This window comes from Citrobacter sp. wls714, assembly GCF_005281025.1.
Lineage (GTDB): Bacteria > Pseudomonadota > Gammaproteobacteria > Enterobacterales > Enterobacteriaceae > Citrobacter > Citrobacter werkmanii.
This window is the reverse complement of record NZ_SZWZ01000095.1, coordinates 56,794-82,324: the sequence shown is the minus strand read 5'-3', so window position 1 is coordinate 82,324 and position 25,531 is coordinate 56,794. Positions and strand designations below refer to the sequence as shown.

Annotated in this window: 24 protein-coding genes, 3 tRNA genes and 1 pseudogene; 11 read left to right on the top strand and 17 right to left on the bottom strand. The window is 53.1% G+C overall.

The window, feature by feature from the left end:
* Window positions 1-42: 42 nt before the first annotated feature.
* The 3 genes from nadR to serB all read right to left on the bottom strand — a co-directional run bounded on the left by nadR (window position 43) and on the right by serB (window position 3,827).
* Complete coding sequence (gene nadR, locus FDX11_RS20920; RefSeq protein WP_042312507.1) at window positions 43-1,275, bottom strand: multifunctional transcriptional regulator/nicotinamide-nucleotide adenylyltransferase/ribosylnicotinamide kinase NadR; 1,233 nt, start codon at window positions 1,273-1,275, stop codon at window positions 43-45.
* Window positions 1,276-1,415: 140 nt separating this feature from the next.
* Complete coding sequence (gene radA / locus FDX11_RS20915; RefSeq protein WP_001728171.1) at window positions 1,416-2,798, bottom strand: DNA repair protein RadA; 1,383 nt, start codon at window positions 2,796-2,798, stop codon at window positions 1,416-1,418.
* Window positions 2,799-2,858: 60 nt separating this feature from the next.
* A complete protein-coding gene (gene serB / locus FDX11_RS20910; protein WP_038637014.1) occupies window positions 2,859-3,827 on the bottom strand; it encodes a phosphoserine phosphatase in 969 nt (322 codons plus the stop codon).
* A gap of 116 nt (window positions 3,828-3,943) precedes the next feature.
* Between serB and FDX11_RS20905 the strand changes: the two genes are divergently transcribed.
* Both FDX11_RS20905 and lplA read left to right on the top strand, forming a co-directional pair.
* Complete coding sequence (locus tag FDX11_RS20905; protein ID WP_137398486.1) at window positions 3,944-4,579, top strand: YtjB family periplasmic protein; 636 nt, start codon at window positions 3,944-3,946, stop codon at window positions 4,577-4,579.
* Window positions 4,580-4,594: 15 nt separating this feature from the next.
* Entirely contained in the window at window positions 4,595-5,611 is a 1,017-nt protein-coding gene (gene lplA, locus FDX11_RS20900; protein ID WP_137398485.1) for a lipoate--protein ligase LplA, read from the top strand.
* Window positions 5,612-5,697: 86 nt separating this feature from the next.
* Here lplA and deoD read toward each other — a convergent pair whose 3' ends face one another.
* The 4 genes from deoD to deoC form a co-directional block, all read right to left on the bottom strand.
* The gene (gene deoD / locus FDX11_RS20895) at window positions 5,698-6,417 is read right to left on the bottom strand and encodes a purine-nucleoside phosphorylase (RefSeq protein WP_000224864.1); all 720 of its coding nucleotides are present in this window, start codon (window positions 6,415-6,417) and stop codon (window positions 5,698-5,700) included.
* 206 nt (window positions 6,418-6,623) lie between these two features.
* Window positions 6,624-7,847 carry a phosphopentomutase gene (gene deoB / locus FDX11_RS20890; RefSeq protein WP_042312511.1) on the bottom strand — a complete coding sequence of 408 codons (1,224 nt, stop codon included), beginning with the start codon at window positions 7,845-7,847 and terminating at the stop codon, window positions 6,624-6,626.
* Between the two features lie 51 nt (window positions 7,848-7,898).
* Window positions 7,899-9,221, bottom strand: a complete 1,323-nt coding sequence (gene deoA, locus FDX11_RS20885; protein WP_016151609.1) for a thymidine phosphorylase — start codon at window positions 9,219-9,221, stop codon at window positions 7,899-7,901.
* Between the two features lie 107 nt (window positions 9,222-9,328).
* The gene (deoC, locus tag FDX11_RS20880; protein ID WP_042312514.1) at window positions 9,329-10,108 is read right to left on the bottom strand and encodes a deoxyribose-phosphate aldolase; all 780 of its coding nucleotides are present in this window, start codon (window positions 10,106-10,108) and stop codon (window positions 9,329-9,331) included.
* Between the two features lie 261 nt (window positions 10,109-10,369).
* Between deoC and FDX11_RS20875 the strand changes: the two genes are divergently transcribed.
* Both FDX11_RS20875 and FDX11_RS20870 read left to right on the top strand, forming a co-directional pair.
* Window positions 10,370-11,920 (top strand): YjjI family glycine radical enzyme, encoded by a 1,551-nt coding sequence (locus FDX11_RS20875; RefSeq protein WP_137398484.1) that lies wholly within the window; start codon window positions 10,370-10,372, stop codon window positions 11,918-11,920.
* Window positions 11,892-12,755: a YjjW family glycine radical enzyme activase gene (locus FDX11_RS20870; protein WP_042312519.1), complete on the top strand. Its 864-nt coding sequence runs from the start codon at window positions 11,892-11,894 to the stop codon at window positions 12,753-12,755. The genes FDX11_RS20875 and FDX11_RS20870 overlap by 29 nt, the downstream gene beginning before the upstream one ends.
* 65 nt (window positions 12,756-12,820) lie before the next feature.
* On the opposite strand, the gene FDX11_RS20865 is transcribed toward FDX11_RS20870, so the two are convergent.
* The 8 genes from FDX11_RS20865 to holD all read right to left on the bottom strand — a co-directional run bounded on the left by FDX11_RS20865 (window position 12,821) and on the right by holD (window position 19,207).
* Window positions 12,821-13,597, bottom strand: a complete 777-nt coding sequence (locus FDX11_RS20865) for a metal-dependent hydrolase (RefSeq protein WP_061382869.1) — start codon at window positions 13,595-13,597, stop codon at window positions 12,821-12,823.
* Window positions 13,594-14,667 (bottom strand): patatin family protein, encoded by a 1,074-nt coding sequence (locus tag FDX11_RS20860; protein ID WP_042312523.1) that lies wholly within the window; start codon window positions 14,665-14,667, stop codon window positions 13,594-13,596. The genes FDX11_RS20865 and FDX11_RS20860 overlap by 4 nt, the downstream gene beginning before the upstream one ends.
* Window positions 14,668-14,788: 121 nt before the next feature.
* Window positions 14,789-14,950: a DUF1328 domain-containing protein gene (locus tag FDX11_RS20855; protein WP_003019081.1), complete on the bottom strand. Its 162-nt coding sequence runs from the start codon at window positions 14,948-14,950 to the stop codon at window positions 14,789-14,791.
* Window positions 14,951-15,077: 127 nt separating this feature from the next.
* Complete coding sequence (gene osmY / locus FDX11_RS20850; protein ID WP_038636996.1) at window positions 15,078-15,695, bottom strand: molecular chaperone OsmY; 618 nt, start codon at window positions 15,693-15,695, stop codon at window positions 15,078-15,080.
* 306 nt (window positions 15,696-16,001) lie between these two features.
* Window positions 16,002-17,591, bottom strand: a complete 1,590-nt coding sequence (gene prfC / locus FDX11_RS20845) for a peptide chain release factor 3 (RefSeq protein WP_006686587.1) — start codon at window positions 17,589-17,591, stop codon at window positions 16,002-16,004.
* A gap of 92 nt (window positions 17,592-17,683) precedes the next feature.
* On the bottom strand, window positions 17,684-18,364 hold the full coding sequence (yjjG, locus tag FDX11_RS20840; RefSeq protein WP_042312525.1) for a pyrimidine 5'-nucleotidase: 681 nt from the start codon (window positions 18,362-18,364) through the stop codon (window positions 17,684-17,686).
* Window positions 18,365-18,378: 14 nt separating this feature from the next.
* Complete coding sequence (gene rimI / locus FDX11_RS20835; protein ID WP_137398483.1) at window positions 18,379-18,825, bottom strand: ribosomal protein S18-alanine N-acetyltransferase; 447 nt, start codon at window positions 18,823-18,825, stop codon at window positions 18,379-18,381.
* The gene (gene holD, locus FDX11_RS20830; RefSeq protein WP_038636992.1) at window positions 18,794-19,207 is read right to left on the bottom strand and encodes a DNA polymerase III subunit psi; all 414 of its coding nucleotides are present in this window, start codon (window positions 19,205-19,207) and stop codon (window positions 18,794-18,796) included. Before holD ends, rimI begins: the two co-directional genes overlap by 32 nt.
* A gap of 103 nt (window positions 19,208-19,310) precedes the next feature.
* Here holD and rsmC point away from each other — a divergent pair, with 103 nt between their 5' ends.
* The 4 genes from rsmC (at window position 19,311) to FDX11_RS20810 (ending at window position 20,802) form a co-directional block, all read left to right on the top strand.
* The gene (gene rsmC, locus FDX11_RS20825) at window positions 19,311-20,342 is read left to right on the top strand and encodes a 16S rRNA (guanine(1207)-N(2))-methyltransferase RsmC (protein WP_137398482.1); all 1,032 of its coding nucleotides are present in this window, start codon (window positions 19,311-19,313) and stop codon (window positions 20,340-20,342) included.
* A gap of 139 nt (window positions 20,343-20,481) precedes the next feature.
* Window positions 20,482-20,568: transfer RNA gene (locus FDX11_RS20820), tRNA-Leu, on the top strand.
* A 28-nt stretch (window positions 20,569-20,596) separates the two neighbouring features.
* Window positions 20,597-20,683, top strand: a tRNA-Leu gene (locus FDX11_RS20815).
* Between the two features lie 33 nt (window positions 20,684-20,716).
* Window positions 20,717-20,802, top strand: a tRNA-Leu gene (locus FDX11_RS20810).
* 38 nt (window positions 20,803-20,840) lie between these two features.
* On the opposite strand, the gene FDX11_RS20805 is transcribed toward FDX11_RS20810, so the two are convergent.
* Window positions 20,841-21,077, bottom strand: coding sequence for a DUF1435 domain-containing protein (locus FDX11_RS20805; RefSeq protein ID WP_072277010.1), 237 nt, complete (start codon window positions 21,075-21,077; stop codon window positions 20,841-20,843).
* A gap of 252 nt (window positions 21,078-21,329) precedes the next feature.
* Here FDX11_RS20805 and FDX11_RS20800 point away from each other — a divergent pair.
* Both FDX11_RS20800 and fhuF read left to right on the top strand, forming a co-directional pair.
* Window positions 21,330-22,405: pseudogene (locus FDX11_RS20800) on the top strand (GGDEF domain-containing protein).
* A 108-nt stretch (window positions 22,406-22,513) separates the two neighbouring features.
* Entirely contained in the window at window positions 22,514-23,302 is a 789-nt protein-coding gene (fhuF, locus tag FDX11_RS20795) for a siderophore-iron reductase FhuF (protein ID WP_137398481.1), read from the top strand.
* 29 nt (window positions 23,303-23,331) lie between these two features.
* On the opposite strand, the gene FDX11_RS20790 is transcribed toward fhuF, so the two are convergent.
* Entirely contained in the window at window positions 23,332-24,672 is a 1,341-nt protein-coding gene (locus FDX11_RS20790; RefSeq protein ID WP_061382863.1) for a PTS sugar transporter subunit IIC, read from the bottom strand.
* 365 nt (window positions 24,673-25,037) lie between these two features.
* Here FDX11_RS20790 and FDX11_RS20785 point away from each other — a divergent pair, with 365 nt between their 5' ends.
* Window positions 25,038-25,496: a YbaK/EbsC family protein gene (locus tag FDX11_RS20785; RefSeq protein WP_038636987.1), complete on the top strand. Its 459-nt coding sequence runs from the start codon at window positions 25,038-25,040 to the stop codon at window positions 25,494-25,496.
* Window positions 25,497-25,531 lie beyond the last annotated feature (35 nt).

The following is a 25,531-nucleotide window of genomic DNA, read 5'->3' as shown; positions in this document are numbered from 1 at the left end:
ACTTGTAGGCCGGATAAGCGCGGCGCCATCCGGCATTAAAACCTAACCCTGCTCACCCATCAATTCTTTCACCAACTCCACGCAGCGCAGGAATCGGCCATCGTAGTCAGGCTCCTGAACGTGCACGAAATTGATATTGTTTTCCTGCAGCATCTCGACCAGCAGCGACTGAAACGCTTTTCGGTCAACCGAGCTGCCAAGGCTACGCAAACCATCCGCCACCCATGGAGTGTTATTTTCCAGCAGGATCACCAGGTCAAAACGGTACTCATCAATCAGCGCCTGCACAAACGGGTGTTCGCGCCCTTCGTACTTTTTACAGAATGCCTGAGTGGTCACGAAATCGGTATCGATAAACGCCACTTTATTGGCATACTTGACAGCAAAATCAATGTATTGCGCTTGTCCGAGGGCAATCTTATCGTAGTCGGAATATTGCAACGCCATCTCGTCGCCGCCCAAATGGGAGAAGACGTAATCACGCCCGTATTCCCACGCACTGGTGGTGTTAAAGATATTGGCGAGCTTGTTCACCAGCGTGGATTTTCCGCTCGACTCCCCGCCGAGGATCGCCACGGTGCGCACGAAAAACGGTTTCACTTCGGTGGGAATATACTCCCAATAGCGAAACGGGTTTTCGCGAATTTGCCCGCCACTGATGTTCATAAACGTCCGTTTCGGATCCACCAGCACCGTTTCGATCCCCAGATGTTTCAGATACTGCGGCGCATCTGACTCTTCAGAGGTGTAGATCCAGTTTGGCTGGATCCCCTTCTCCTGCATAAACGTTTTGATACCGTTGCTCCACACGTCCCAACCGTGCGGATACGGCTCCATACCCTCTTCGTTGAAGGCATGAATTCGGATATTTTTCTGATATTTAAATGTTTGCAGCAGCCAACGTAAACGATCGGGCACCGTCGGCTGTTGCGACATGGCGCTGTCTTCAAACAGGCTGCGATCGCGCGTATCGTCATACCCCATGATGATATGCAGCTCATCGACCTGACTACAGGCGCGCTGGATCAGATAGATGTGGCCGGTGTGCAGCGGATAAAATTTACCGAATACCACACCGATATTTTTCTGCTGGCGCGGAAACTCCAGCCCGAGAAAACGGTGCAACGCCTCCAGCTTTTGCGCGCTGGGGCTTTTGATTTTGGCATTCAGCAGTTGGCTTAAATATCCCTTGGTCATGCCACTGGCATCCGCCACCTGTTGCAGGGTACAGCCCTTTTGCTTTATGGCGGTTTTGAGATAGTCGAACGATGACACAAGAGCCTCCTGCTGGAAAAATCGCGTAACACTGCCTGATGGCGCTTCGCTTATCAGGCCTACAACATCAATCCGTAGGCCGGATAAGACGCATTGCGTCGCCATCCGGCAAATTATACAACATCACTGCATACAGAGGATTATAAGTCGTCAAACACGCTTAACGCATCTGCAAGCTTTTTAACGCCGAAAACCTGCATCCCTTCCGGCACTTTTTTCGGGACGTTGGCGGCAGGTACAATCGCCCGACGGAAACCATGCTTCGCCGCTTCAGAAATACGCTCCTGGCCACTCGGCACCGGGCGAATCTCGCCTGCCAGTCCCACTTCGCCAAAGACCACTAAATCCTGCGGCAGCGGTCTGTCACGCAGGCTGGAGACCATTGCCAGCAGCAGCGCCAGATCGGCGCTGGTTTCCGTAACTTTGACACCGCCGACCACGTTGACGAACACGTCCTGATCCGCCATCTGTAAGCCGCCGTGACGATGCAGCACCGCCAGCAGAATCGCCAGACGGTTCTGTTCCAGACCGACCGCCACGCGACGCGGGTTCGCCATCATTGAGTGATCGACCAGCGCCTGAATCTCTACCAGCAGCGGACGCGTACCTTCCCAGACCACCATCACCGAACTACCGGAAGTAACTTCATCGCCACGGCTTAAGAAGATAGCGGAAGGGTTGCTGACTTCACGCAGGCCCTGCTCGGTCATGGCAAAGACGCCAAGCTCATTCACCGCGCCAAAGCGGTTTTTATGGCTACGCAGGGTACGAAAGCGGGAATCAGCGTCACCGTCGAGCAGCACCGAGCAGTCGATACAGTGCTCCAGCACTTTTGGCCCCGCCAGCGATCCGTCTTTAGTCACATGACCTACCATCACAATTGCCACGCCACGCGTTTTGGCAAAGCGCGTCAGGTAAGCGGCAGTTTCGCGCACCTGCGCCACGCTGCCCGGCGAAGACTGAATATCCGCCATGTGCATCACCTGAATGGAGTCGATCACCATCAGTTTCGGCTGTTCTTCTTCGGCAATCAGGCAAATTTGTTCGATGCTGGTTTCCGACAGCATGTTCAGATTCGCCGTCGGCAGGCCAAGCCGATGCGCGCGCATCGCCACCTGCTGTAGCGACTCTTCGCCGGTGACGTACAGCGTTTTCATCTGCTCCGCCAGCCTGCACAGAGTTTGCAGCAACAGGGTCGATTTGCCCGCGCCGGGGTTACCGCCAATCAGAATAGCGCTGCCGGGCACCACACCGCCGCCCAGCACACGGTCAAACTCTTTAAATCCGGTGGAAAAACGCGGCAATTCTTCAAGACTGATGTCAGACAGCTTCTGCACTTTTGCGACACCCGCATTCCCGGCATAGCCGCTGAGCCGCTCGTTACGCGCCACCGTCGGCGACGCGGCAAGGCGCACCTCGGTAATGGTGTTCCAGGCCTGGCAGGCGCTACATTGCCCCTGCCAGCGCGGGTAATCGGCCCCGCATTCATTACAAACAAAGGCGCGTTTTGGAGCTTTTGCCACGTTTTACCTCTTTCGTTAACGCTGTTGCCGGATGACGCTGACGCTTATCAGGCATCAAAACTATTTCTGGTTCATGCTGCCGGAGAGAATGCAGAACACCCCCATTAGATCGGCGTGACGGATAGTAATCTCTGTCTTTTCATTCACTTTGGGTTTGGCATGATACGCAATGCCCAACCCCGCGGTTTTGATCATCGGCAGATCGTTCGCGCCGTCGCCGATCGCCACCGTCTGCGCCATCGGGATCTCATACTCTTGCGCCAGACGGGTCAGCGTATTGGCTTTGTACTGCGCATCGACGATGTCGCCAATCACGTTGCCGGTAAATTTCCCGTCCATGATCTCCAGCTCGTTTGCTACAGCCGCCGTCAGACGTAACTTATTACGCAGATAATCCGCAAAGAAGGTAAACCCGCCGGAGGCGATGGCCACTTTCCAACCCAGCGTTTCCAGCTTCAACACCAGTTGAGTCAGGCCAGGCATCAGCGGTAAATTTTCGCGTACCTGATGCAGAATATTGGCATCCGCACCTTTCAGCGTTGCCACACGGCTGCGCAGGCTGGCGGTAAAGTCCAGCTCACCGCGCATCGCACGTTCGGTAACTTCGGCAACCATCTCACCGGTGCCGGCCAGCTTCGCGATTTCATCAATGCACTCGATCTGGATCGCCGTTGAATCCATATCCATCACCAGCAAACCCGGCGTACGCAGATGTGGAATCTTGCCGAGTGGCGCAACATCCAGTTTGGCATCATGCGCCAGTTTTGCCGCACGCGGCGTTAACGAACCTGCCAGGCGAATCACCTGATAATCCTCAACGCACCAGGCGGCCACGATCACCATCGCCGCGCCCAGTTTGCTCTGGTATTGCGTGAGACGTTGTTTATCCAGCCCGCGACCATACAGCAGCCAGCCACTACGGCCCGCGTGGTAATCCAGCGGCATGACTTCATCGCCACTTAAAGAGAGGGGCAGACCTGGCCACAGAGAGACATCTTCAGGTAGATCGCACCAGGTAATGTTAGGCATTAAAGCTCCTGTAAAATCGTTCGGGTCGGAATCATCCAGGGGAAAATAACGCATGAGGCTACCCTGTAACCAGCGCTTCTGGCAACATTAAGTCTCAAATTTTCAGCAGGTGGAATATGGCTCGCACAAAACTGAAATTCCGACTACATCGTGCAGTGATTGTATTGTCCTGCCTGGCGCTACTCGTCGCCCTGATGCAGGGCGCATCCTGGTTTAGTCAAAGCCACCATCAACAACGTAATCCGCAACTGGAAGAGCTGGCCCGTACGTTGGCACGTCAGGTCGCATTAAACGTCGCACCGCTGATGCATACCGAAACACCGGATGAAAAACGCATTAAAGCAGTGCTCACGCAGTTGACGGAAAGTAGCCGTATTCTGGATGCGGGCGTGTACGATGAACAGGGTGACCTGATTACCCGTACCGGTGAGAGCGTTAACGTTCGTGACCGACTGGCGCTGGACGGTAAAAAAGCCGGGGGATATTTCAACCAGCAGATTGTCGAACCCATTCAAGGCAAAAATGGTCCACTGGGCTATCTGCGCCTGACGCTGGATACCCACACGCTCGCCACCGAGGCCAAACAGGTGGATAACACCACCAACATTCTACGCCTTATGCTGCTCCTGTCACTGGCGATTGGCGTGGTGCTGACCCGGACCTTACTGCAAGGTAAACGCACCCGCTGGCAACAATCGCCGTTCCTGCTTACCGCCAACAAACCGGTGCAGGAAGAAGATAAAGATGATTAAGAAAAGGAAATCGCTATGACTACCCTGCGTCTGCTTATCTCAGACTCTTACGATCCGTGGTTTAACCTGGCGGTTGAAGAGTGCATATTTCGCCAGATGCCCGCCACACAGCGCGTTCTGTTCTTATGGCGTAACGCCGATACGGTGGTGATTGGCCGGGCGCAAAACCCATGGAAAGAGTGCAATACCCGCCGTATGGAAGAGGATAACGTGCGGCTCGCTCGTCGCAGCAGCGGCGGCGGCGCGGTGTTTCATGATTTAGGCAATACCTGCTTTACCTTTATGGCCGGCAAACCGGAATACGACAAAACTATCTCTACCTCTATCGTACTCAACGCATTGAATTCATTGGGCGTTATGGCCGATGCTTCGGGACGCAACGATCTGGTGGTGAAAACGCCGGACGGCGATCGCAAAGTCTCTGGTTCAGCCTATCGCGAAACCAAAGATCGCGGCTTCCATCACGGTACGCTGCTGCTGAATGCTGACCTCAGTCGCCTGGCGAACTATCTGAATCCGGATAAAAAGAAACTCGCGGCGAAAGGGATTACCTCCGTTCGCTCTCGCGTGGCCAATCTTACCGAGCTATTACCGGGCATCACCCATGAACAGGTCTGCCAGGCGGTCACGGACGCCTTTTTCGCCCATTACGGCGAGTGCGTCGAAGCAGAAGTAATATCCCCGGATAAAACGCCGGATCTGCCGAATTTTGCCGAAACCTTTGCGCGCCAGAGCAGTTGGGAGTGGAATTTCGGCCAGGCGCCGGCATTCTCACATTTGCTGGACGAGCGTTTCACCTGGGGCGGCGTCGAGCTACATTTCGACGTCGAAAAAGGTCATATCACCCGTGCACAGGTCTTTACCGACAGCCTCAATCCCGCGCCGCTGGAAGCGCTGGCGGGGCGACTACAAGGGTGTTTGTACCGCGCGGATATGCTACAACAGGAGTGCGAGGCGCTGCTGGTTGATTTCCCGGAGCAGGAAAAAGAACTGCGGGAACTGTCGGCATGGATTGCACTCGCCGTACGTTAATAAAAAAAGCCGGATGGCGGCTACGCCTTATCCGGCCTACGATCGCGAGGCCCGGTAAGCGCGGCGCCACCGGGCATAACACAGTCTTACTCTTTATCGCCCAGCAGAACGGATTCCAGCGCGATTTTGATCATGTCGTTGAAGGTCGTCTGACGCTCAGCGGCAGTGGTCTGCTCGTGGGTACGGATATGGTCGGACACGGTGCAGATAGTCAGCGCTTTCGCACCAAACTCAGCAGCAACGCCATAGATGCCCGCCGCTTCCATTTCCACGCCCAGTACGCCGTATTTTTCCATCACGTCGAACATTTCGCCGTCCGGAGAGTAGAACAGGTCAGCGGAGAACAGGTTACCTACGCGCGCGTCAACGCCCAGCGCTTTTGCCGCATCAACTGCGTTACGTACCATGTCAAAGTCAGCGATAGCCGCAAAGTCATGATCTTTAAAGCGGATACGGTTCACTTTAGAGTCGGTGCAGGCGCCCATACCGATCACCACGTCGCGCAGTTTGACGTCCATACGCACAGCGCCGCAGGAGCCAACGCGAATGATTTTCTTCACGCCGAAATCGGTGATCAGCTCTTTGGTGTAGATGGAGCAGGATGGGATACCCATACCGTGGCCCATCACGGAGATCTTACGGCCTTTGTAAGTACCGGTGAAACCTAACATGCCGCGAACGTTGTTCACTTCACGAACATCTTCGAGGAAAGTTTCAGCAATATGTTTTGCACGCAGCGGGTCGCCCGGCATCAATACGACGTCAGCGAAATCACCCATTTCTGCATTAATATGTGGAGTTGCCATTTTTTTATCCTTATCTCGTTGTTATCGCCTGATGGCGGCTACGCCTTATCAGGCCTACAAAACGTGTGCAAAAACAGTGAAATACCCTAAGGATTTCGCGTTGTAGGAAGGCGACGAATTCGTGAATCCCCGGGAGCATAGATAAACTATGTGACCGGGGTGAACGAATGAAGTCAACGCATCTACAGCGCGAAAGACAACGGGCATTACAGCATGTTTTTACCGTAGTCCATTGGCGACGTACCGAAGTAGCTCGCCAGCGTCTGGCCGATATCCGCGAAGGTTTCACGGTGACCTAAAGAGCCCGGTTTCACTTTCGGACCGTAGATCAGCACCGGAATGTGCTCACGGGTATGGTCGGTACCGGTCCAGCTCGGGTCGCAGCCGTGGTCGGCGGTGAGGATCAGAATATCATCTTCACCCACCAGCTCCATCAGCTCCGGCAGACGGCGGTCAAACAGTTCCAGACCTGCGGCATAGCCCGCGATGTCGCGGCGGTGGCCCCAGGAAGAGTCGAAGTCCACAAAGTTAGTGAAGACAATGGTCTCGTCACCCGCTTCTTTCATCTCTTTGATGGTGGCGTCGAACAGCGCATCCAGACCGGTCGCTTTCACTTTTTTAGTGATACCGCAGTTGGCGTAAATGTCCGCGATCTTACCGACAGAGACAACATGACCTTTTTTCTCGTCAACCAGTTTCTGCAGCACGGTCGGCGCTGGCGGCTCAACGGCCAGGTCGTGACGGTTACCGGTACGCTGGAAGTTACCGGCTTTATCACCGATAAACGGACGCGCGATAACACGACCGATGTTGTAACCGCCTTCGGTCAGCTCTTCACGGGCGATTTCGCACAGCTCGTAGAGTTTATCCAGGCCAAAGGTCTCTTCATGACAGGCAATCTGGAACACGGAGTCAGCGGAGGTATAGAAAATCGGCTTCCCGGTTTTCATATGTTCTTCGCCCAGTTGATCCAGAATCACAGTACCGGAAGAGTGGCAGTTACCGAGGTAACCCGGCAGGTTGGCACGCTTAACCAGTTTATCCAGTAGCTCCTGCGGGAAGCTGTTTTCATGATCGGAGAAATAACCCCAGTCAAACAGAACCGGAACACCGGCGATTTCCCAGTGGCCAGACGGCGTGTCTTTCCCGGAAGAGAGTTCATGCGCCCATGCGTAGGCGCCAATGACTTCCGCGTTACCGTCCATACCAGCAGCAATTTTACCGGTAGAACCTTCGTGAGCTTTCACCAGGCCCAGACGGGTCAGGTTAGGCAGATTCAGTGGGCCTTTGCGACCATTATCAGCTTCGCCTTTCGCACAGGCTTCTGCAATGTGTCCCATAGTGTCTGAGCCTACGTCGCCAAAGCGATCCGCATCTTCAGTCGCACCAATACCAAAGGAGTCCAGCACCATAATAAATGCACGTTTCATCTTGTTCTCCATACATCTGCGCCGCAAAAAAGCGATCAGATCAGTATACAGTTATTCGGTTATACGACGATAGACTGTCGGTGTAATTTCTGGCGCTTTATCGTCAAGGCTGATTGCCGCTTTGACCGCTTTCGCCGCTTCCTGCCAGCTGGCTTCATCTTTCGCGTGGATCACTGCCAGCGGACGCTGTCCGTCTACGCTGTCGCCCAAACGGGCCATGTCGCTAAAGCCGACGCTGTAATCAATGGTGTCCGATGCCTGACGGCGTCCGCCGCCCATAGAAACGACTGCCATACCCAGCGCACGGGTATCCATCGCGCTGACGAAACCTTCGGTATCAGCATAGACGGCTTTACTGAGCATCGCCGTCGGCAGATACTTCGCATAGTTTTCGACGAAGTCGGTCGGGCCTTTCTGCGCCGCAACCATACGGCCAAAAATTTCCGCCGCTTTACCGTTGTCCAGCACCGCCTGCAATTTCGCGCGGGCTTCGGCGTCATCTTTCGCCAGATTGCCGGAGATCAGCATTTCCACGCACAGCGCCATGGTGACGTCTAACAGACGTGGATTACGGTATTCACCGGTCAGGAACTGGACGGCCTCGCGGACTTCTACCGCGTTACCTGCGCTGGAAGCCAACACCTGGTTCATATCGGTTAACAGTGCGGTGGTACGGACACCCGCCCCGTTCGCCACGCCGACAATCGCTTCGGCAAGGGCTTCAGAAAGTTCATAGGTCGGCATAAACGCGCCGCTGCCTACTTTCACATCCATCACCAGCGCATCCAGCCCTTCCGCCAGCTTCTTCGCCAGGATAGAGCCGGTAATCAGCGGGATGGAATCCACCGTCGCGGTAATATCGCGGGTGGCATAAAAACGTTTATCCGCCGGTGCGAGCGAGCTGGTTTGCCCAATAATCGCCACACCCACGTCTTTAATAATTTCACGGAAACGTGCGTCGTCCGGGAAGATGTCAAACCCAGGAATCGCTTCCAGTTTATCGAGCGTACCGCCGGTATGACCCAGGCCGCGCCCGGAAATCATCGGAATATAGCCGCCACAGGCAGCAACCATCGGGCCTAACATCAGTGACGTTACGTCACCCACGCCGCCGGTAGAGTGTTTATCCACAATCGGGCCGTTCAGTTGCAGGCTTTTCCAGTCCAGCACGGTTCCTGAATCACGCATTGCCATGGTTAGCGACACACGCTCGGGCATTGTCATATCGTGGAAGAAAATGGTCATCGCCAGGGCGGCGATTTGCCCTTCAGAGATGGTGTTGTCACGAATCCCGTTGATAAAGAAGCGAATTTCTTCATCGCTCAGCGCATGACCATCACGTTTTTTACGAATAATTTCTTGTGCGAGAAACACGTTAACCTCCCGATTATGGGCCGGGTAAGCAGTGCGCTCCCCGGCAAGTCGTATTGATGCCAGATGGCGACTAGCGCCTTATCCGGCCTACGATGGGCAATTTAAACTTAGTAGCTGCTTGCGCTCTTACCGTCGCCGTGACCCAGCGCTTTTAGCAGGCTCGCCAACAGGCTGGATGCGCCAAAGCGGTAATGACGGGAATCCGCCCAGTCGGCGCCAAACAGTTCGTCAGCAATCGCCAGGAACTGCTGCGCATCTTCTGCAGTACGCACGCCGCCAGCGGGTTTGAAACCAACGGTTTTAGAAACGCCCATATCACGGATCACTTCCATCATGATGCGAGCGCTTTCAGGGGTCGCATTGACCGGGACTTTACCGGTAGACGTTTTGATGAAATCAGCACCCGCTTTGATAGAAATTTCAGACGCTTTGCGAATCAGGGCTTCTTCTTTCAGCTCCCCAGTTTCGATGATCACTTTCAGCAGCACGTTTGCCGCTGCACAGGCGTCTTTACAGGCTTTAACCAGGTCAAAACCAACCTGCTCGTTACCCGCGATCAGCGCACGATACGGGAACACCACGTCAACTTCGTCAGCACCGTAGGCAATCGCCGCGCGGGTTTCAGCCAGCGCGATCTCGATGTCGTCATTGCCGTGCGGGAAGTTGGTGACGGTGGCAATACGGATGTCCGGCGTGCCCTGCTCTTTCAGAGTCTTACGCGCAACAGGAATGAAACGTGGATAGATGCAAATTGCTGCCGTGTTGCCAACCGGGGTCTTCGCCTGATGACACAGCGCGATCACTTTTTCATTGGTGTCGTCGTCATTCAGGGTGGTCAGGTCCATCAGTTTCAGGGCACGCAGGCTGCTTGCTGTTAAATCGGTCATAACATTCTCCAACGGCTTCGCCGTATAAAATTTCACCTTGCGAGTTTGTTAGTATTCTAACATCCGCTCGCCATTACACTTCGATATACATCACAGTTAATGAAAACCACATACAGATTTGCATTACTCTAATGAGATCCACTTCAAATAATTAACCTTTACAGACACGATGGGGTGGCATCAGGCGCATCCGGATCAAAGGTTGGGGCGCTGTTGCTTTCTACAATGGCGCGATACCTTCGGCACATAAAGGAACCAACGATGCCCACTTCATGCGAATTCGCGCTGCAACAGCGGTGCCAACAAATCGTGACCAGCCCGACGCTCAGCCCTGAGCAGAAACGCCACTTTCTGGCGCTGGAGGCTGAAAACGCGCTGCCTTATCCGCAACTGCCCGCTGAAGCCCGCCAGGCGCTGGATGACGGGGTGATCTGCGATATGTACGAAGGTCATTCCCCGTTCAAACCGCGCTATGTCTTACCCGACTATGCGCGTTTTCTGGCCAACGGTTCCTCATGGCTTGAGCTTGAAGGAGCCAGTGACCTTGATGATGCGTTGTCCTTGCTCACCATCTTGTACCACCACGTTCCATCAGTGACCTCAATGCCGGTCTACCTCGGTCAGCTCGACGCCCTGTTGCAACCATATGTTAGAATTCTAACACAGGATGAGATCGATATTCGAATAAAACGTTTCTGGCGTTATCTCGACAGAACCCTGCCAGACGCGTTTATGCATGCCAATATCGGCCCCGCCGATACGCCAGTCACCCGCGCAATTTTACGCGCAGATGCAGATTTAAAGCAGGTTTCACCGAATCTGACATTTATTTATGATCCGCAAATCACCCCTGACGATCTGCTGCTCAACGTGGCGCAAAATATCTGCGAGTGCAGTAAGCCACATATATCCAACGGCCCCGAAAATGATAAAATTTTCACAAAAGGTCAGTATGGCGTCGTGAGTTGTTACAACTCTTTACCGCTCTCCGGAGGCGGTAGCACGCTGGTCAGGCTTAATCTGAAAGCCATCGCAGAGCGCAGCACCTCTATCGATGACTTCTTTACGCGCACCCTACCGCACTACTGCCAGCAGCAAATCGCTATCATTGATTCACGATGTGAATTCCTCTACGAGAAATCACATTTCTTTGAGAATAGCTTCCTCGTACAGGAAGGGTTGGTTGATCCCGAACGTTTTGTGCCGATGTTCGGGATGTATGGTCTGGCGGAAGCGGTAAACCTGCTATGTGAAAAGGCAGGACAAAGCGCCCGCTATGGGAAAGAGGCGTTCGCCAATCAGCTCGGATACCGCATTAGCGCCCAACTGGCGGAGTTTGTCGAACGCACACCGGTGAAGTATGGCTGGAAGCAGCGCGCAATGCTGCATGCGCAGTCGGGGATCAGTTCTGACATCGGCACCACGCCCGGCGCGCGTCTGCCTTATGGTGATGAACCTGACCCGATCACCCATCTGCAAACCGTCGCGCCGCATCACGCATATTATCACGCCGGGATCAGCGATATCCTGACGCTGGATGAAACCATTAAGCGTAATCCACAGGCGCTGGTGCAACTGTGCCTCGGCGCGTTTAAAGCCGGAATGCGTGAATTCACCGCCAACGTGAGCGGCAACGATCTGGTCCGCGTCACGGGCTATATGGTGCGCCTGTCGGATCTGGAAAAATATCGTGCCGAAGGATCTCGCACTAACACCACCTGGCTTGGTGAAGAGGCCGCACGCAATACGCGTATTCTGGAACGACAACCTCGTGTGATAAGCCATGAACAGCAGATGCGCTTCAGTCAGTAAACTGATCCCTTTCTCCTGCGTCGACGGGCCGGGCAGCCGCCTGGCTCTGTTCCTGCAAGGGTGTAATCTGCGCTGTAAGAACTGCCACAATCCATGGACGATGGGGCGCTGCAACGACTGCGGAGAATGTGTGCTGCATTGCCCGCATGAAGCGCTAAGCCTGAGTGCAGGGAAAGTATGGTGGCAGTCCGATGTGTGTCAGCAGTGCGACACCTGCCTGCACCTGTGCCCGCAGCAGGCGACGCCGATGGCGCAAACCATGAGCGTTGATCAGGTGCTGCAGCATATTCGCAAGGCAGCCCTGTTTATTGAGGGAATTACGGTCAGCGGTGGCGAAGCAACTACCCAGTTACCGTTTATTGTGGCGCTGTTTACCGCGCTCAAAAGCGATCCTCTGCTGCAACATCTGACCTGCATGGTCGACAGTAACGGCATGCTGAGCGAAACCGGCTGGCAAAAACTATTGCCGGTGTGCGACGGCGTAATGCTCGATTTAAAAGCGTGGGATAGCACGTACCATCGCCAGCTTACCGGGAGAGATAATACGCTTATTAAACAAAGCATTACCTTTCTGTCAAGGCAGGGAAAGCTTGCTGAGCTACGCCTGTTAGTGATCCCCGACCATGTGGATTATTTGCAACATATTGATGCGCTGGCAGCGTTCATTAAGCAGTCAGGCGACGTACCGGTGCGGCTGAACGCCTTTCATGCGCATGGGGTGTATGGCGAAGCAAAAGACTGGCCGAGCGCAACGCCAGAGGATGTGGAGCAACTGGCGGCAGGATTGCGCGAACGTGGTGTGGATAACCTGATTTTCCCGGCGCTGTATCTGTGATTGCCGGATGCGACGACATCATTTGTAGGCCGGATAAAGCGCAACCGCCATCCGGCACCCAACAATCACACATTAAACAACGCGGTCGTATTGCGATACAGCGCATCTGCTATCACGTCCGCAGGCTCCGAACGCAGTTCGCATAATGTCCCAAATACTCTGACCGCCTGCTCGGGGCGGTTGGGCTGCCCCTGAAAGCCATTGAGCGGCATGTCCGGCGCGTCGGTTTCCAGCAGGAGTGATTCCAGCGGCAGTTGCGCCATCACCTCACGGGTTTTACTGGCGCGTGGATAGGTAATAGTGCCGCCAACGCCAATTTTGTACCCCAGTTGCACAAAGCGTTGCGCCTGCTGCAAACTCCCGGAAAAACCATGCACCACGCCGGTTCGTGGCAGAGCATGACGTTTCAGAAGCATCGCCAATTTGTCATGAGTCCGTCGCGAATGCAGGATCACCGGCAGTTCGTAACGCTTCGCCAGTTTAAGCTGCGCTTCCAGCACCCGTTCTTGTTTATCAAATTGCGGATCGTCCCGGTAAAGATCCAGTCCAATCTCGCCCACGGCTACCAGCTTTTGCGGGCGCGTATCCAGCGCCTGCTGCAGTTGGTCCAGACTTTCATCGCCGTGTTGTTCAATAACAATGGGATGCAGACCCAAAGCAGCAAACAACGGCGGATACTTTTCCGCTAACGCCAGTACGCGGGAAAAGTTTGCCGCCTGCGTCGCCGGAACAATGATGCAATTCACACCGACCGCCGCAGCACGTTGAATGCTGGCGGGCTCATCGTCAGTAAACGGCGGGAAATCAAAGTGACAATGTGTATCAATGAAGCGAAAACTCACGCCAGATCCTCGTTATCAAACGTTGTATCGTTAGCCTGAGGCGCATTGGTCACCACCGGCGCGTGGGCATCGTTGGCCACCGGTGCGGGAGGAACCACCACCGGTCCCGGCACGACAATCTTCGGCGTCTGACGAGGCAATGGCGCGTTTTTCGCCAACAACTTGCCGACGGTGGCCAGGAAGTAACGACCACACAAACGCCCGGTCTTATAGTCTTCTCGCAGCGCCGGAATACGGCTGCCCAGCGCCATGCTATGGAGCGGTTTTGGCGGATAGATCTCAAAGATTCGCAGCTTACCCGGCGGCTTTTCAATAAAGCTCTGGATCGCGCGATAGCTGGTTTCATGGTGCTGGACCAAATTCAGCAACGGTTGCAGACTGCTTTCGCCCAGCCAGCGCTCCATACGTTTAAACCACTGCGGGGTGTAGTACATTTGCGAAGGCACAGTGCGGATCACCACCAGCGTTTTTGCGCCGCGCTTCGCCGCCTCCTGCACGGGTATGGCATCGCTTACTCCCCCGTCCAGATAGTTCACACCGTCCAGCGCAACACCTGTGCGGTAGAATCCCGGAATAGCGCTGGAGGCGCGAATGAGATCGAGCCAGTTTTGTCGGTTCGGCGAAAAATAACCTGGCGTATAATCATCCCCCCGACAGGCGCACATATAAAACGCTTTCCCTGCGGCAAACAAACGCTCGGCGTTATCCATCGCCAGCGGCATCTGGGATGCGGTCGAATCCACCAGCCAGTCGAGATCGATTAAGTTTCCCCCGCGCACAAAGCGTACCGGGTCAAAAAACTCACGACGGGTGGTGTAACGCATAATGACTTTACGGCCATAACCAGGCTGGTTACACAGATAGGCTGAAAGGTTTTGCGCACCGGCGGACGTCCCGTAGTAAAGGTCAAAGGGATTAAACTGCGCACGCATGAATTCATCCAGTACGCCAGCGGTGAAAATGCCTCTTTGTCCCCCGCCCTCACACACCAGCGCCATACTGCCTGGTTGGAACGGACGTAACGATAACGGCGCAATATTACCGAGCGTGACGGGTATTCTCTGCCCCACCTCTGCCTTCCTGTTGTTTTTGTAATAGAACAACAAAGTAACGCAAATTGCCTGACGCTAAAACCGTAAAAGCCAGTCCACTGGACTGGCTTGGTAGCAAGTTATCTTTACGGTTTACTTACTAGGGTCGTTTACGACCGGTAAACAGGCTGACCAGAAACAGAATGATCCCCACCACGAAAACAATTTTCGCTGCGCCTGCAGCGGTACCTGCCAGTCCACCAAAACCCAGTGCGGCGGCAATTAACGCGATAACCAGAAATATGATGCCCCATCGAAACATGCGCTTCTCCTTTACCATAGTTAATGTCACCGCTTGTTATGAGCGCTCAGGCTGCTCATCGGCGATATTTTTAGTGTGGTGCACAACACGCCTCCCGACAAACGTCAGGAGGACGAATTAAGTCGAATTACTGAGTTTTAAGGTCGTTTTTGACGCTTTTCACGCCATCAACCGCTTTGGCGATGCTCTCAGCACGATCGCTTTGTGCTTTTGAGTCAACGGTGCCGGAAAGTTGAACCACTCCATCAGTGGTCTCTACTTTCACTTTACGGGAAGGGACAATGTCATCAGCCAGCAGTTTTGCTTTAACTTCGCTGGTGGTTGCCGTGTCGCCCGCATAGCCTTTTACGGATGTGCTTTTGCTGTCGCGTACGTGTAGTTTGTCGCTCACTGAGGTTACGCCCTCGACGCCTTTGGCCACTTTCACGGCTTCTTCAGCCTGTGCCTGGCTTTCAACAAACCCGCTTAACGTCACCACTTTCTGGTCTGTTTTCACAGAAATATCGGTGCTCTTGATGCTTTCGTGATCCACCAGCGCAGCTTTTACTTTTGCTGTGATAGTGCTGTCATCCATGAAATTACCGACTTTGTTCATAGAGCTATCGACTTTCTGCCCCGCACTTTCGACACCAGATTGCGCTTTATCCGTCGTGGCGTTTTCTGCAAAAGCAGAACCCGTTGCAACAGCGGAGGTCAGCATCACGGCCAGCAGCGTTTTAGAAATCTTAAGTCCTGTCATTGTCATCGATGTATTCCTGTATGTTTTGCTAAAAGCGATGGTCTGCCGTAAACGGCGTTAACCAGCAACTAATCTTGTAAGTGGAATAAATATCAGCAATAGAAGCTGCAACAGGCAGCCTAAAAAGCATTTAACGCCGATATTTATGTCATCACATTGTTAAATATAGTTCAGGATTTCGTGATCGCAGTCCGGATTGACTAAAAAACAGGCAAACAACAGAAAAACGAGAGGTTTTAAGAACATTCCGCAAGGGATTTAAAAGACAGGGAAAGTTGCAGGGCACGGCGAATACCGTGCCCTGGAAGGCGATTAGTGTTCGCGCGTTTTGCGGAACTGAACGTCAGGGTAACGTTCCTGGGTGAGATTCAGGTTAACCATGGTCGGTGCGATATAGGTGAGGTTATCGCCGCCGTCCAGCGCCAGCTGCACTTCGTTTTTACGCTTAAATTCTTCGAATTTTTTCACGTCAGAACATTCTACCCAGCGCGCGGTCGCCACGTTGACCGACTCATAAATCGCTTCAACGTTGTACTCACTTTTCAGACGCGAAACCACCACGTCGAACTGCAGCACACCAACAGCGCCCACGATCAGATCGTTATTAGCAATTGGACGGAAGACCTGCACCGCACCCTCTTCCGACAGCTGAACCAGCCCTTTCAGCAGCTGTTTCTGCTTCAAAGGATCTTTCAGGCGAATACGACGGAACAGCTCCGGCGCGAAGTTCGGAATACCAGTGAACTTCATCATTTCACCCTGGGTGAAGGTATCGCCGATCTGAATAGTGCCATGGTTGTGCAAACCGAGAATATCGCCCGGATACGCTTCTTCCACATGAGAACGGTCACCCGCCATGAAGGTCAGCGCATCGGAGATCACCACGTCTTTACCAATGCGTACCTGACGCATTTTCATGCCTTTCTCGTACTTACCGGAAACCACGCGCATGAACGCCACGCGGTCACGGTGTTTCGGATCCATGTTGGCCTGGATTTTAAACACGAAGCCGGTGAACTTCTCTTCTGAGGCTTCCACGGTGCGGGTATCAGTTTTACGCGGCATCGGCGCAGGCGCCCACTCCACTAAGCCGTCCAGCATATGGTCAACGCCAAAGTTACCCAGCGCGGTACCGAAGAAGACCGGGGTGATTTCGCCCGCGAGGAACAGATCATGGTCGAACTCGTTAGACGCGCCCTGCACCAGCTCCAGCTCGTCGCGCAGCTGCTGCGCCAGATCTTCGCCCACGGCGGCATCGAGTTCCGGGTTATTCAGCCCCTTAACAATGCGCACTTCCTGAATGGTGTGGCCTTTACCCGTCTGGTACAGGTAAGTTTCGTCTTTATAAAGGTGATAAACGCCCTTGAACAGCTTCCCGCAGCCAATCGGCCAGGTGATCGGCGCACAGCCGATTTTCAGCTCGTTCTCGACTTCATCCAGCAGCTCCATCGGGTCACGGATGTCACGGTCGAGTTTGTTCATAAAAGTCAGGATCGGCGTATCGCGCAGACGGGTAACTTCCATCAGCTTGCGGGTACGATCCTCAACGCCTTTCGCGGCGTCGATAACCATCAGACAGCAGTCTACCGCCGTCAGAGTACGGTAAGTATCTTCGGAGAAGTCTTCGTGCCCCGGGGTGTCCAGCAGGTTTACCAGGCAGTCGTGATACGGAAACTGCATCACAGAGGTGGTAATGGAGATACCACGCTGCTTTTCCATCTCCATCCAGTCAGATTTTGCATGCTGGCTGGAGCCACGGCCTTTTACCGTACCGGCGGTCTGAATCGCCTGTCCGAATAACAGCACCTTTTCAGTAATGGTCGTTTTACCGGCATCCGGGTGAGAAATAATGGCAAAAGTGCGGCGCTTGGCCACCTCCTGCAAATAAGGAGACAACGTCATAATTCAATCTTCTTAGTAAACGCGGCAATGCGCCGCGCATGTTGAATACGAAAAAATTGCGGCTATTTTACCCATCAACGGGGGGGAGGCAATCAGTGTTTACACAGGAGCTGCTCCAGTTCGCTTAATGACGCCACCGTCCATGTCGGCTGAATGCCCGCTGGCAGCTCGCGATGGTGCGTATTTAGCCAGCAGGTGGATAGCCCAGCGTTAATGCCGCCCAGAATATCGGACTCTGCGGTATCGCCCACCATCAGCACGCGGGAACGATCAGGATTGCCCGCCTGCTCCAGCGCGTGGTCAAAAATACGGGGATCGGGTTTTGCCACTCCAACCTGCTCAGAAATCACCAGCAGATCGAAATAGTCGCGCAGCCCCGTCCGCTCAAGGCGGATTTGCTGCAACGCCGTAAAGCCGTTAGTAATGATACCGATTTTCGTTTTATCACGAATCGCATTGAGCAGAGAAACCGCCCCAGGCAACGGCGAGCAGATCTCCGCCATCGCATTGATAAATGCGTCATTAAGCTGGCCTGGTTCGACCTTCAGGCGTTCAGCCCAGCTCTGGAAACGGGCGTGCTGCAGTTGCAATGAAGTAATCGCGCCGTTTTGATAATCCACCCATAGCGGTTTATTCACGGCCTGGTAGTCCTGAAAATCTTCAGCGGTAAAGGTAATGCTATAGTCGAGAAACATCCGCTGTAAGCCGGTAAACGAGTCAAATGTAAACAGCGTTTCGTCGGCATCAAAGAAAATCCAGTCCCACTTCTTCATCATTACACCTTGTCTTACATGCTGATTGGCAATGCCATGATAATGGCGTCTTCATGACCATCGGCCGTCGGATAATAATTGCGCCGGATCGTCGCCTCGTTAAAGCCCAGGCTTTCATACAGTGCAATAGCGGCAGCATTTGAGGCGCGCACTTCCAGCCACAGCGTCAAAATGCCACGCTTTTCCAGCTCATCGATCAGGTGCTCCAGCAGCTCGCGCCCCAGGCCCTGGCGCTGAAAGTCAGGATCGACAGCGATATTGAACAGCGTAGCTTCATCCAGCACCACCTGCGTAATCGCAAAGGCGGCCATCACGTCGTCAACCCTCAACTGAAAATTGAGGTAGCGATCGCCCTGGTTGCTGGCAAATGTTTTTTCACTCCACGGAAAAGCGTGGGCGCGTTTTTCAATCTGAAATGCTGCAGGTAAATCAATCGGTTCGAGGGAAGAAATCGTGTTCATATGCGCAGATTTGTTGCCATAACGCGGCGCGGGCCGCTGGGTTTTCCCGTAATTCATTAAACGCAGGACTCTCGACCTGAGCGCCTTCCAGCAGCAGCGGCTCTTCGGTTCCCAGCCGCCAGCTATTACAGCGACTGCCCTGCGGTAGCATGGCGACACGGTCAGGCGTCAATTGTAAAACCTGATCCGGGCTGACGGTTATTGCGCGTAAAATATCGCTCATTAACGGTTCGGTTAGCGCGGGTAGCTGTGCAGCAACCATCACTAAACGGATATGCGCAGGAATGGAGATCGCGATTTCGCCCTGCAGTGCGCCAGGACGACGCAGCGACCACTGCGTAATGCCCAGTTGCTGTAACTGCCAGTCTCGTCGGGATGTCATAGCGAAACACTCCTGTCTATCTGGGGCGCAAATATAGCAAATTTGTCGAATCCGTGCCATCAAACAACTATAATCCCCGGCTGTACAATTTAAGGAGCACTCCATGTCTGCTTTTACCCCGGCAAGTGAAGTCTTGCTGCGCCACAGTGATGATTTCGAACAAAGCCGTATTCTGTTTGCCGGTGATTTGCAGGATGACCTACCTGCCCACTTCGAAAGCGCCGCCAGCCGTGCGCACACTCAACAACTTCATCACTGGCAGGTGCTGAACCGCCAGATGGGTGACAACGTCCGTTTCAGCCTCGTCGCCAGGGCCGATGACGTTGCCGATAGCGATACGCTAATCTACTACTGGCCGAAGAATAAGCCGGAAGCGCAGTTCCAGCTGATGAACATTTTGTCGCTGTTACCGGTGGGCAGCGATGTTTTTGTTGTCGGTGAGAACCGCAGTGGCGTACGTAGCGCAGAGCAGATGCTGGCCGAATACGCACCGCTGAATAAAGTCGACAGCGCCCGTCGCTGTGGCCTGTACCACGGCCGTCTGGAAAAACAGCCGGTCTTTGATGCAGAAAAATACTGGGATGAATATCAGGTTGATAATCTGACCATCAAAACGCTGCCGGGCGTATTCAGCCGTGACGGCCTGGATGTTGGCAGCCAATTGCTACTCTCCACACTGACGCCGCATACCAAAGGTAAAATTCTGGATGTCGGTTGTGGCGCTGGCGTACTTTCCGTCGCTTTAGCCAGCCACTCGCCAAAAGTTCGCTTAACCCTGTGTGATGTAAGTGCGGCCGCTGTTGAAGCCAGCCGCGCCACGCTTGCCGCCAACGGTATTGAAGGTGATGTGATCGCCAGTAACGTTTTTTCTGACGTGACGGGCCGCTTTGATATGATCATCTCCAACCCACCGTTCCATGATGGGATGCAGACCAGCCTCGATGCCGCGCAAACGCTGATTCGCGGCGCGGTGCGTCATCTCAACAGCGGCGGTGAACTGCGTATCGTGGCGAACGCCTTCCTGCCCTATCCAAAGGTGCTGGATGAGGTATTCGGATTCCATGAAGTTATCGCACAGACCGGACGCTTCAAGGTCTATCGCACCATCATGACGCGTCAGGCGAAAAAAGCGTAATTGTCTCGCAGCGAACGGCCATTCACATGGCCGTTTTTGCATCAATCGGCCCAGCCTGTACAATTAACTATTGACGAAAAGTTGAAAACAACTAGAATGCGCCTCCGTGGTAACGATACTTTTTGAGTGTCGATGGTATGCGAAGGTGGCGGAATTGGTAGACGCGCTAGCTTCAGGTGTTAGTGTCCTTTCGGACGTGGGGGTTCAAGTCCCCCCCCTCGCACCATAATCCACGTTGATATTGCTCGCACTGGGCGAAGGTGGCGGAATTGGTAGACGCGCTAGCTTCAGGTGTTAGTGTCCTTTCGGACGTGGGGGTTCAAGTCCCCCCCCTCGCACCAACGAGGCGATATCAAAAAAAATAAGATGACTGTGCGAAGGTGGCGGAATTGGTAGACGCGCTAGCTTCAGGTGTTAGTGTCCTTAGGATGTGGGGGTTCGAGTCCCCCCCCTCGCACCAATTATCTTATTTCCCTCTCGCTTTTTTCCCTGTTTCGCTTATCCCTGATTCCAGTTCATCATTACCAGCACAATGCCGCCGATCAACGCCGCGCATGAAGGTAACAGAACAAAATGCCGTAAACGCTTGTGATATAGCATGAGCGAAGTCAGTAGTAATCCTAATACAATCATTACCTTCCATACATAGACTGACAGATCGGTAAATGCCATTCCGGCAATGAGCATCCCCGGCAACAGAACTCCCCATCCACTGCCCAGCGTACGTTGCAACATGGTTCCACCTACTACATTGATAATGATAACCAATATCATATGATATATTTTCTCATTTGTCAGCTGGGAGGCACTATCAATTATATGAGTTTTACTTAACGATTGATGACATGAATAACCTAAGGTGATAAATTGCTCGCCGATTAACGCTTCAACTAAAAATAAAGACCTCAGCGAATGATGCCCCGTTCGTTATTTGTTTTATTTACCAACACATCTTCGTATATTACAGATAACTAACAATATTTACCTATGACAGTACAATCCTGGCGAACTCTGCGCACTAAAAAATATCAACTCTCGTTGCGTTTGTTTCTGCTTCTCAACGCAGTCTCCGCGCTGTTTACGCTTTTTTCCCACTTTTTGCCGTCAAAGCCGTATCAGTACCGGCTCTGCTGATACTGATCACCAGCACGCTGCTGCTTATATGGCATGGGAAATATACGGATAAAAAAATTAATCTCCCTTTTATTTCAATAATTTTTGGCTTGTTATGGGCATTTCATATTTTTCAGAAATATTCCACGCTCGGTCATAATGACTATTATTTTCTGTTAATCGCACTGCTCAGTGTACTGTTTATTGGATCTATTGCTTTTGCCAATAATATCATCGCGTTTACGCTTCACTCATTGCCTTCCGTCGCCGTCTGTTTATGGCTGAGCGGCAACGAGCATGGTTTACGAATTTTCTATTTTATGGCGTTACCGATGGCCGGGATCGCCATCCAGCATGTGATTCAAAAGCGCTACGATGGTTTCGCCCAGCAGTTGATGTACAAACTGCTGGAGGAACGAGAAACGCTCAGCGGACTCAGCATGCTTGATCCGCTTACTGGTTTATATAACCGCCGGGGGCTGCAACACAGACTCGATACACTGTTGGCGCTGAGCAACTCGAAGCACTACGTGTTGTTATTAGATATCGACCACTTCAAAGCCTATAACGATCATTACGGGCATATGATGGGTGACCAGGCGCTGATCCGCGTCTCAGCGGCCATTCGTGATTCCGTACGCTCCCGGGATGTGGTGGCGCGATTCGGCGGCGAAGAATTCATGGTTTTGCTGACCGCGATCGATCCGCAACAGGCACAAGCTGCCGCCGAGCGTATTCGTCAGAAAGTGTACGACCTTAAAATACCCCACATGTTTAACGAAAGCGTGGCAACCAACGTGACCGTCAGTATTGGCATTGCGCCTCTGGTAGAGCAGGATATTGAGGCCGCTATCGCCAGAGCGGATAAAGCCCTATACGAGGCGAAAAACCTCGGGCGTAACAACACGCTGGTCAGCGATGAGCTACGGATAAACCGCCCTTCACTCTGAGCTATATGTGCGGTGGCACCCAGCATCGTGACAAAGATCTTGCCATCGTTCATTGTCAACTATAGGATTAGCAATCATTATCATTTAGATTAACATCCGTATATTGCCATGGCTTATCGTTCCGCACCGATCGTTGAAGATGTCATCTGGCGTAGCCACCTCCCAGCAAAGATGCCCTCGCTGGCGGCTGCTGTACGCGAAACGATAGCCAAGACCCGTGAGCACCTACTGGACTTCATTCGTCTTGACGAAATCCCCGTACCGGGCGCGATGACGCTACATGAATGGACGCAACCGGCGACGCTCAGTTCGCTGTTGGCCGTTTATTCAGACCATATCTATCGCAACCAAGCTACGCTGACACGCGAAAATAAGCCGCTGATTTCTCTCTGGGCCCAGTGGTATATCGGCCTGATGATGCCTCCGCTCATGGTAGCTCTGCTGACGCAAAAAGAGGCTATCGATGTCTCTCCTGAACACATGCACGTAGAATTCCACGAAACGGGCCGTGCAGCCTGCTTCTGGATCGATGTGCATCAGGATCACCAGACCACGGCCCTGTCTCCTCAACAACGTATGGAAACGCTGATTCTCACAGCGCTGACGCCGGTTGTGCAGGCGCTGGAAGCGACAGGCGAGATCAACGCAAAGCTTATCTGGAGTAATACGGGATACTTAATTCACTGGTACTTAACGGAAATGAAGCCGTTGTTAGGTGAAGAACTGTTGAACACGCTGCGCCAGACCTGCTTTTTTGAGAAACAACTCTCCTGCGGCCAGGATAACCCCCTGTGGCGTACCGTTGTTCCACGCGAGGGACTGTTAGTTCGCAGAACCTGCTGCCAGCGCTATCGCCTGCCCGACGTTCAGCAATGCGGTGACTGTACGCTGAAATAAGCGAGGAACCGTAGCCCCTCGCCAACAAATTATGCAACCTGCTGATTTTCTTCTATACGCTGTGCTTCTTCTTTTTCCTGTGCCAGAAGCTGCTTTTCATAAACTTTAAAGAATGGGAAATAAATGATCGCCGACACCAATGCCAGCAGGACAACCAGGATGGCCGCACGATAATCCCAGCCTAACGCCCATGCCGCACCAACCGGAGCCGGGGCCGTCCAGGGAACGACGGAAATCACCCGACCAATTAAATCCAGCTTCATCGCCGCCCATGCCAGCACCGCATTCACCATCGGGGCCAACAGGAACGGGATAAAGAACACCGGGTTCATAACAATCGGCGTACCGAAAATCACCGGTTCATTAATATTGAAAATGCTGGGGACCACGCTCAAACGCCCAATCGAGCGTAAATGAGCCGAACGGCTGCGCAGATAGCAAATCACCAGCCCCATCGTCGCGCCGGACCCACCAACCACGATGAAAAACGTCCAGAATGCTTCCATAAAGATATGCGGCAAAGGCGCGCCCTGTGCCAGCGCCGACTGGTTCATTCCGAGATTGGTTAGCCAGAACATTTGCAGCATCCCCGATACAATCGCCGCACCATGGATCCCAGCAAACCACAGTAGATGACCAATCAGCACGGCCAGTAGTATCGCCGGGAGAGAATCAGCGGCGGATACCAGTGGTTTAAAGATGGCCATAATGGCCTGCGGGATTAGCATGTCAAACTGCGACTGTATAACCAGACTCAGAGGGTACAGAGTTAGCACCACCACCAGCACCGGGATCAGCAGATCGAAGGAGTTTTTGATCATTGGCGGCACCTGATCGGGTAAACGGATACCGATGTTGTGCGCCTTCAGGAAACGCATCATTTCAACACAGTAAATCGCCACCAGGATAGCGGTGAAAATCCCCGTCCCACCCAGGCTATCAACGGGCATCGTGCCTTTGGTTTTCGGCGCAGCAATCAGCAAAAAAGCCATAATGGACAACATCGCGCACATAAACGGATCTAATTGATACGACTTCACATAGTGCTTCCCCAGGTTATAAGCGATAGCCGCACATATGTAGACCGACATGATCCCCATCGTCATATCAAACGGAGTGAGGATTTGGCCTTCAAACTGTTTTGCCATGTCCAGCCATGCGCGGGCAAATCCCCATGTTGTATCAGGAGAAAATGGCGGGTAGGCAAAAACCAACAGAAATGAGCCTACGATCATAAATGGCATAGCCGAAATAAAACCATCACGAATTGCCATCACGTGACGTTGCGAAGAGATACGCCCGGCGACAGGGCTGACGTAGTTTTCAACAAAGCGGAAAATCACATTAAACACAGCATGGTTAGTAGACATAGCCGCTCTCCCGTTGCGCAAAACCCTGCAGCCATGCAGTCATCAACACCACCATGTAAAGCCCATTACACTTTTTCGCAACCGTGCCGGGAAGAGCACCAGCGCAACTGCATTTTGAGTTAAGTTTCATAGATGGCTCTTATTATGTGATACAGAGGAAGTGACAACTTCAGTATTAATCGTCATTTCAACAATCTGCAACCGGTTACTGTAACCGGTTTCTTTGATTGTGAAGACGATCGAAAAACTGCCAATGTTGCCATGTTGTTACAATAAAATATTTACAGTGAGGTAAGCCCTATGACAAATTACGCCATGCGGTTTTCTGCTGTGCGGAGCTGCCTGTAGGCACCATGGAGAGAAGAATGAGTTTGCAATCAGTACGCCAATTTTTGGCGCAGCATGCCCCAGATATTGAGATCATCGAATTAGACCAGAGCACGGCAACTGTTGAACTGGCAGCTAAAGCCCATAATGTCGAACCCGGTCAGATCGCGAAAACACTTTCGCTAAAGGTGAAGAACGACATCATCCTGGTTGTCGCCAAAGGCGATGCCCGGCTGGATAATAAAAAGCTAAAGAGCACGTTCGGTGCCAAAGCCCGTATGCTGAGTAGTGATGAGGTAGTGAACGCGACGGGTCATCCCGTTGGCGGCGTTTGTCCTTTCGGGCTGGAAACACCGATCTCGGTTTATTGCGATGTCTCTCTGAAGCACTATGCTGAAGTGCTGCCTGCGGCAGGAGCCATTCACAGCGCGGTTCGCATCACACCGGAACGAATGGCTGAGCTAACTTCAGCCACCTGGGTTGATGTGTGTCAGTGATGTTTCACGCCCCAGCCCGGTGACTGAAACCGACA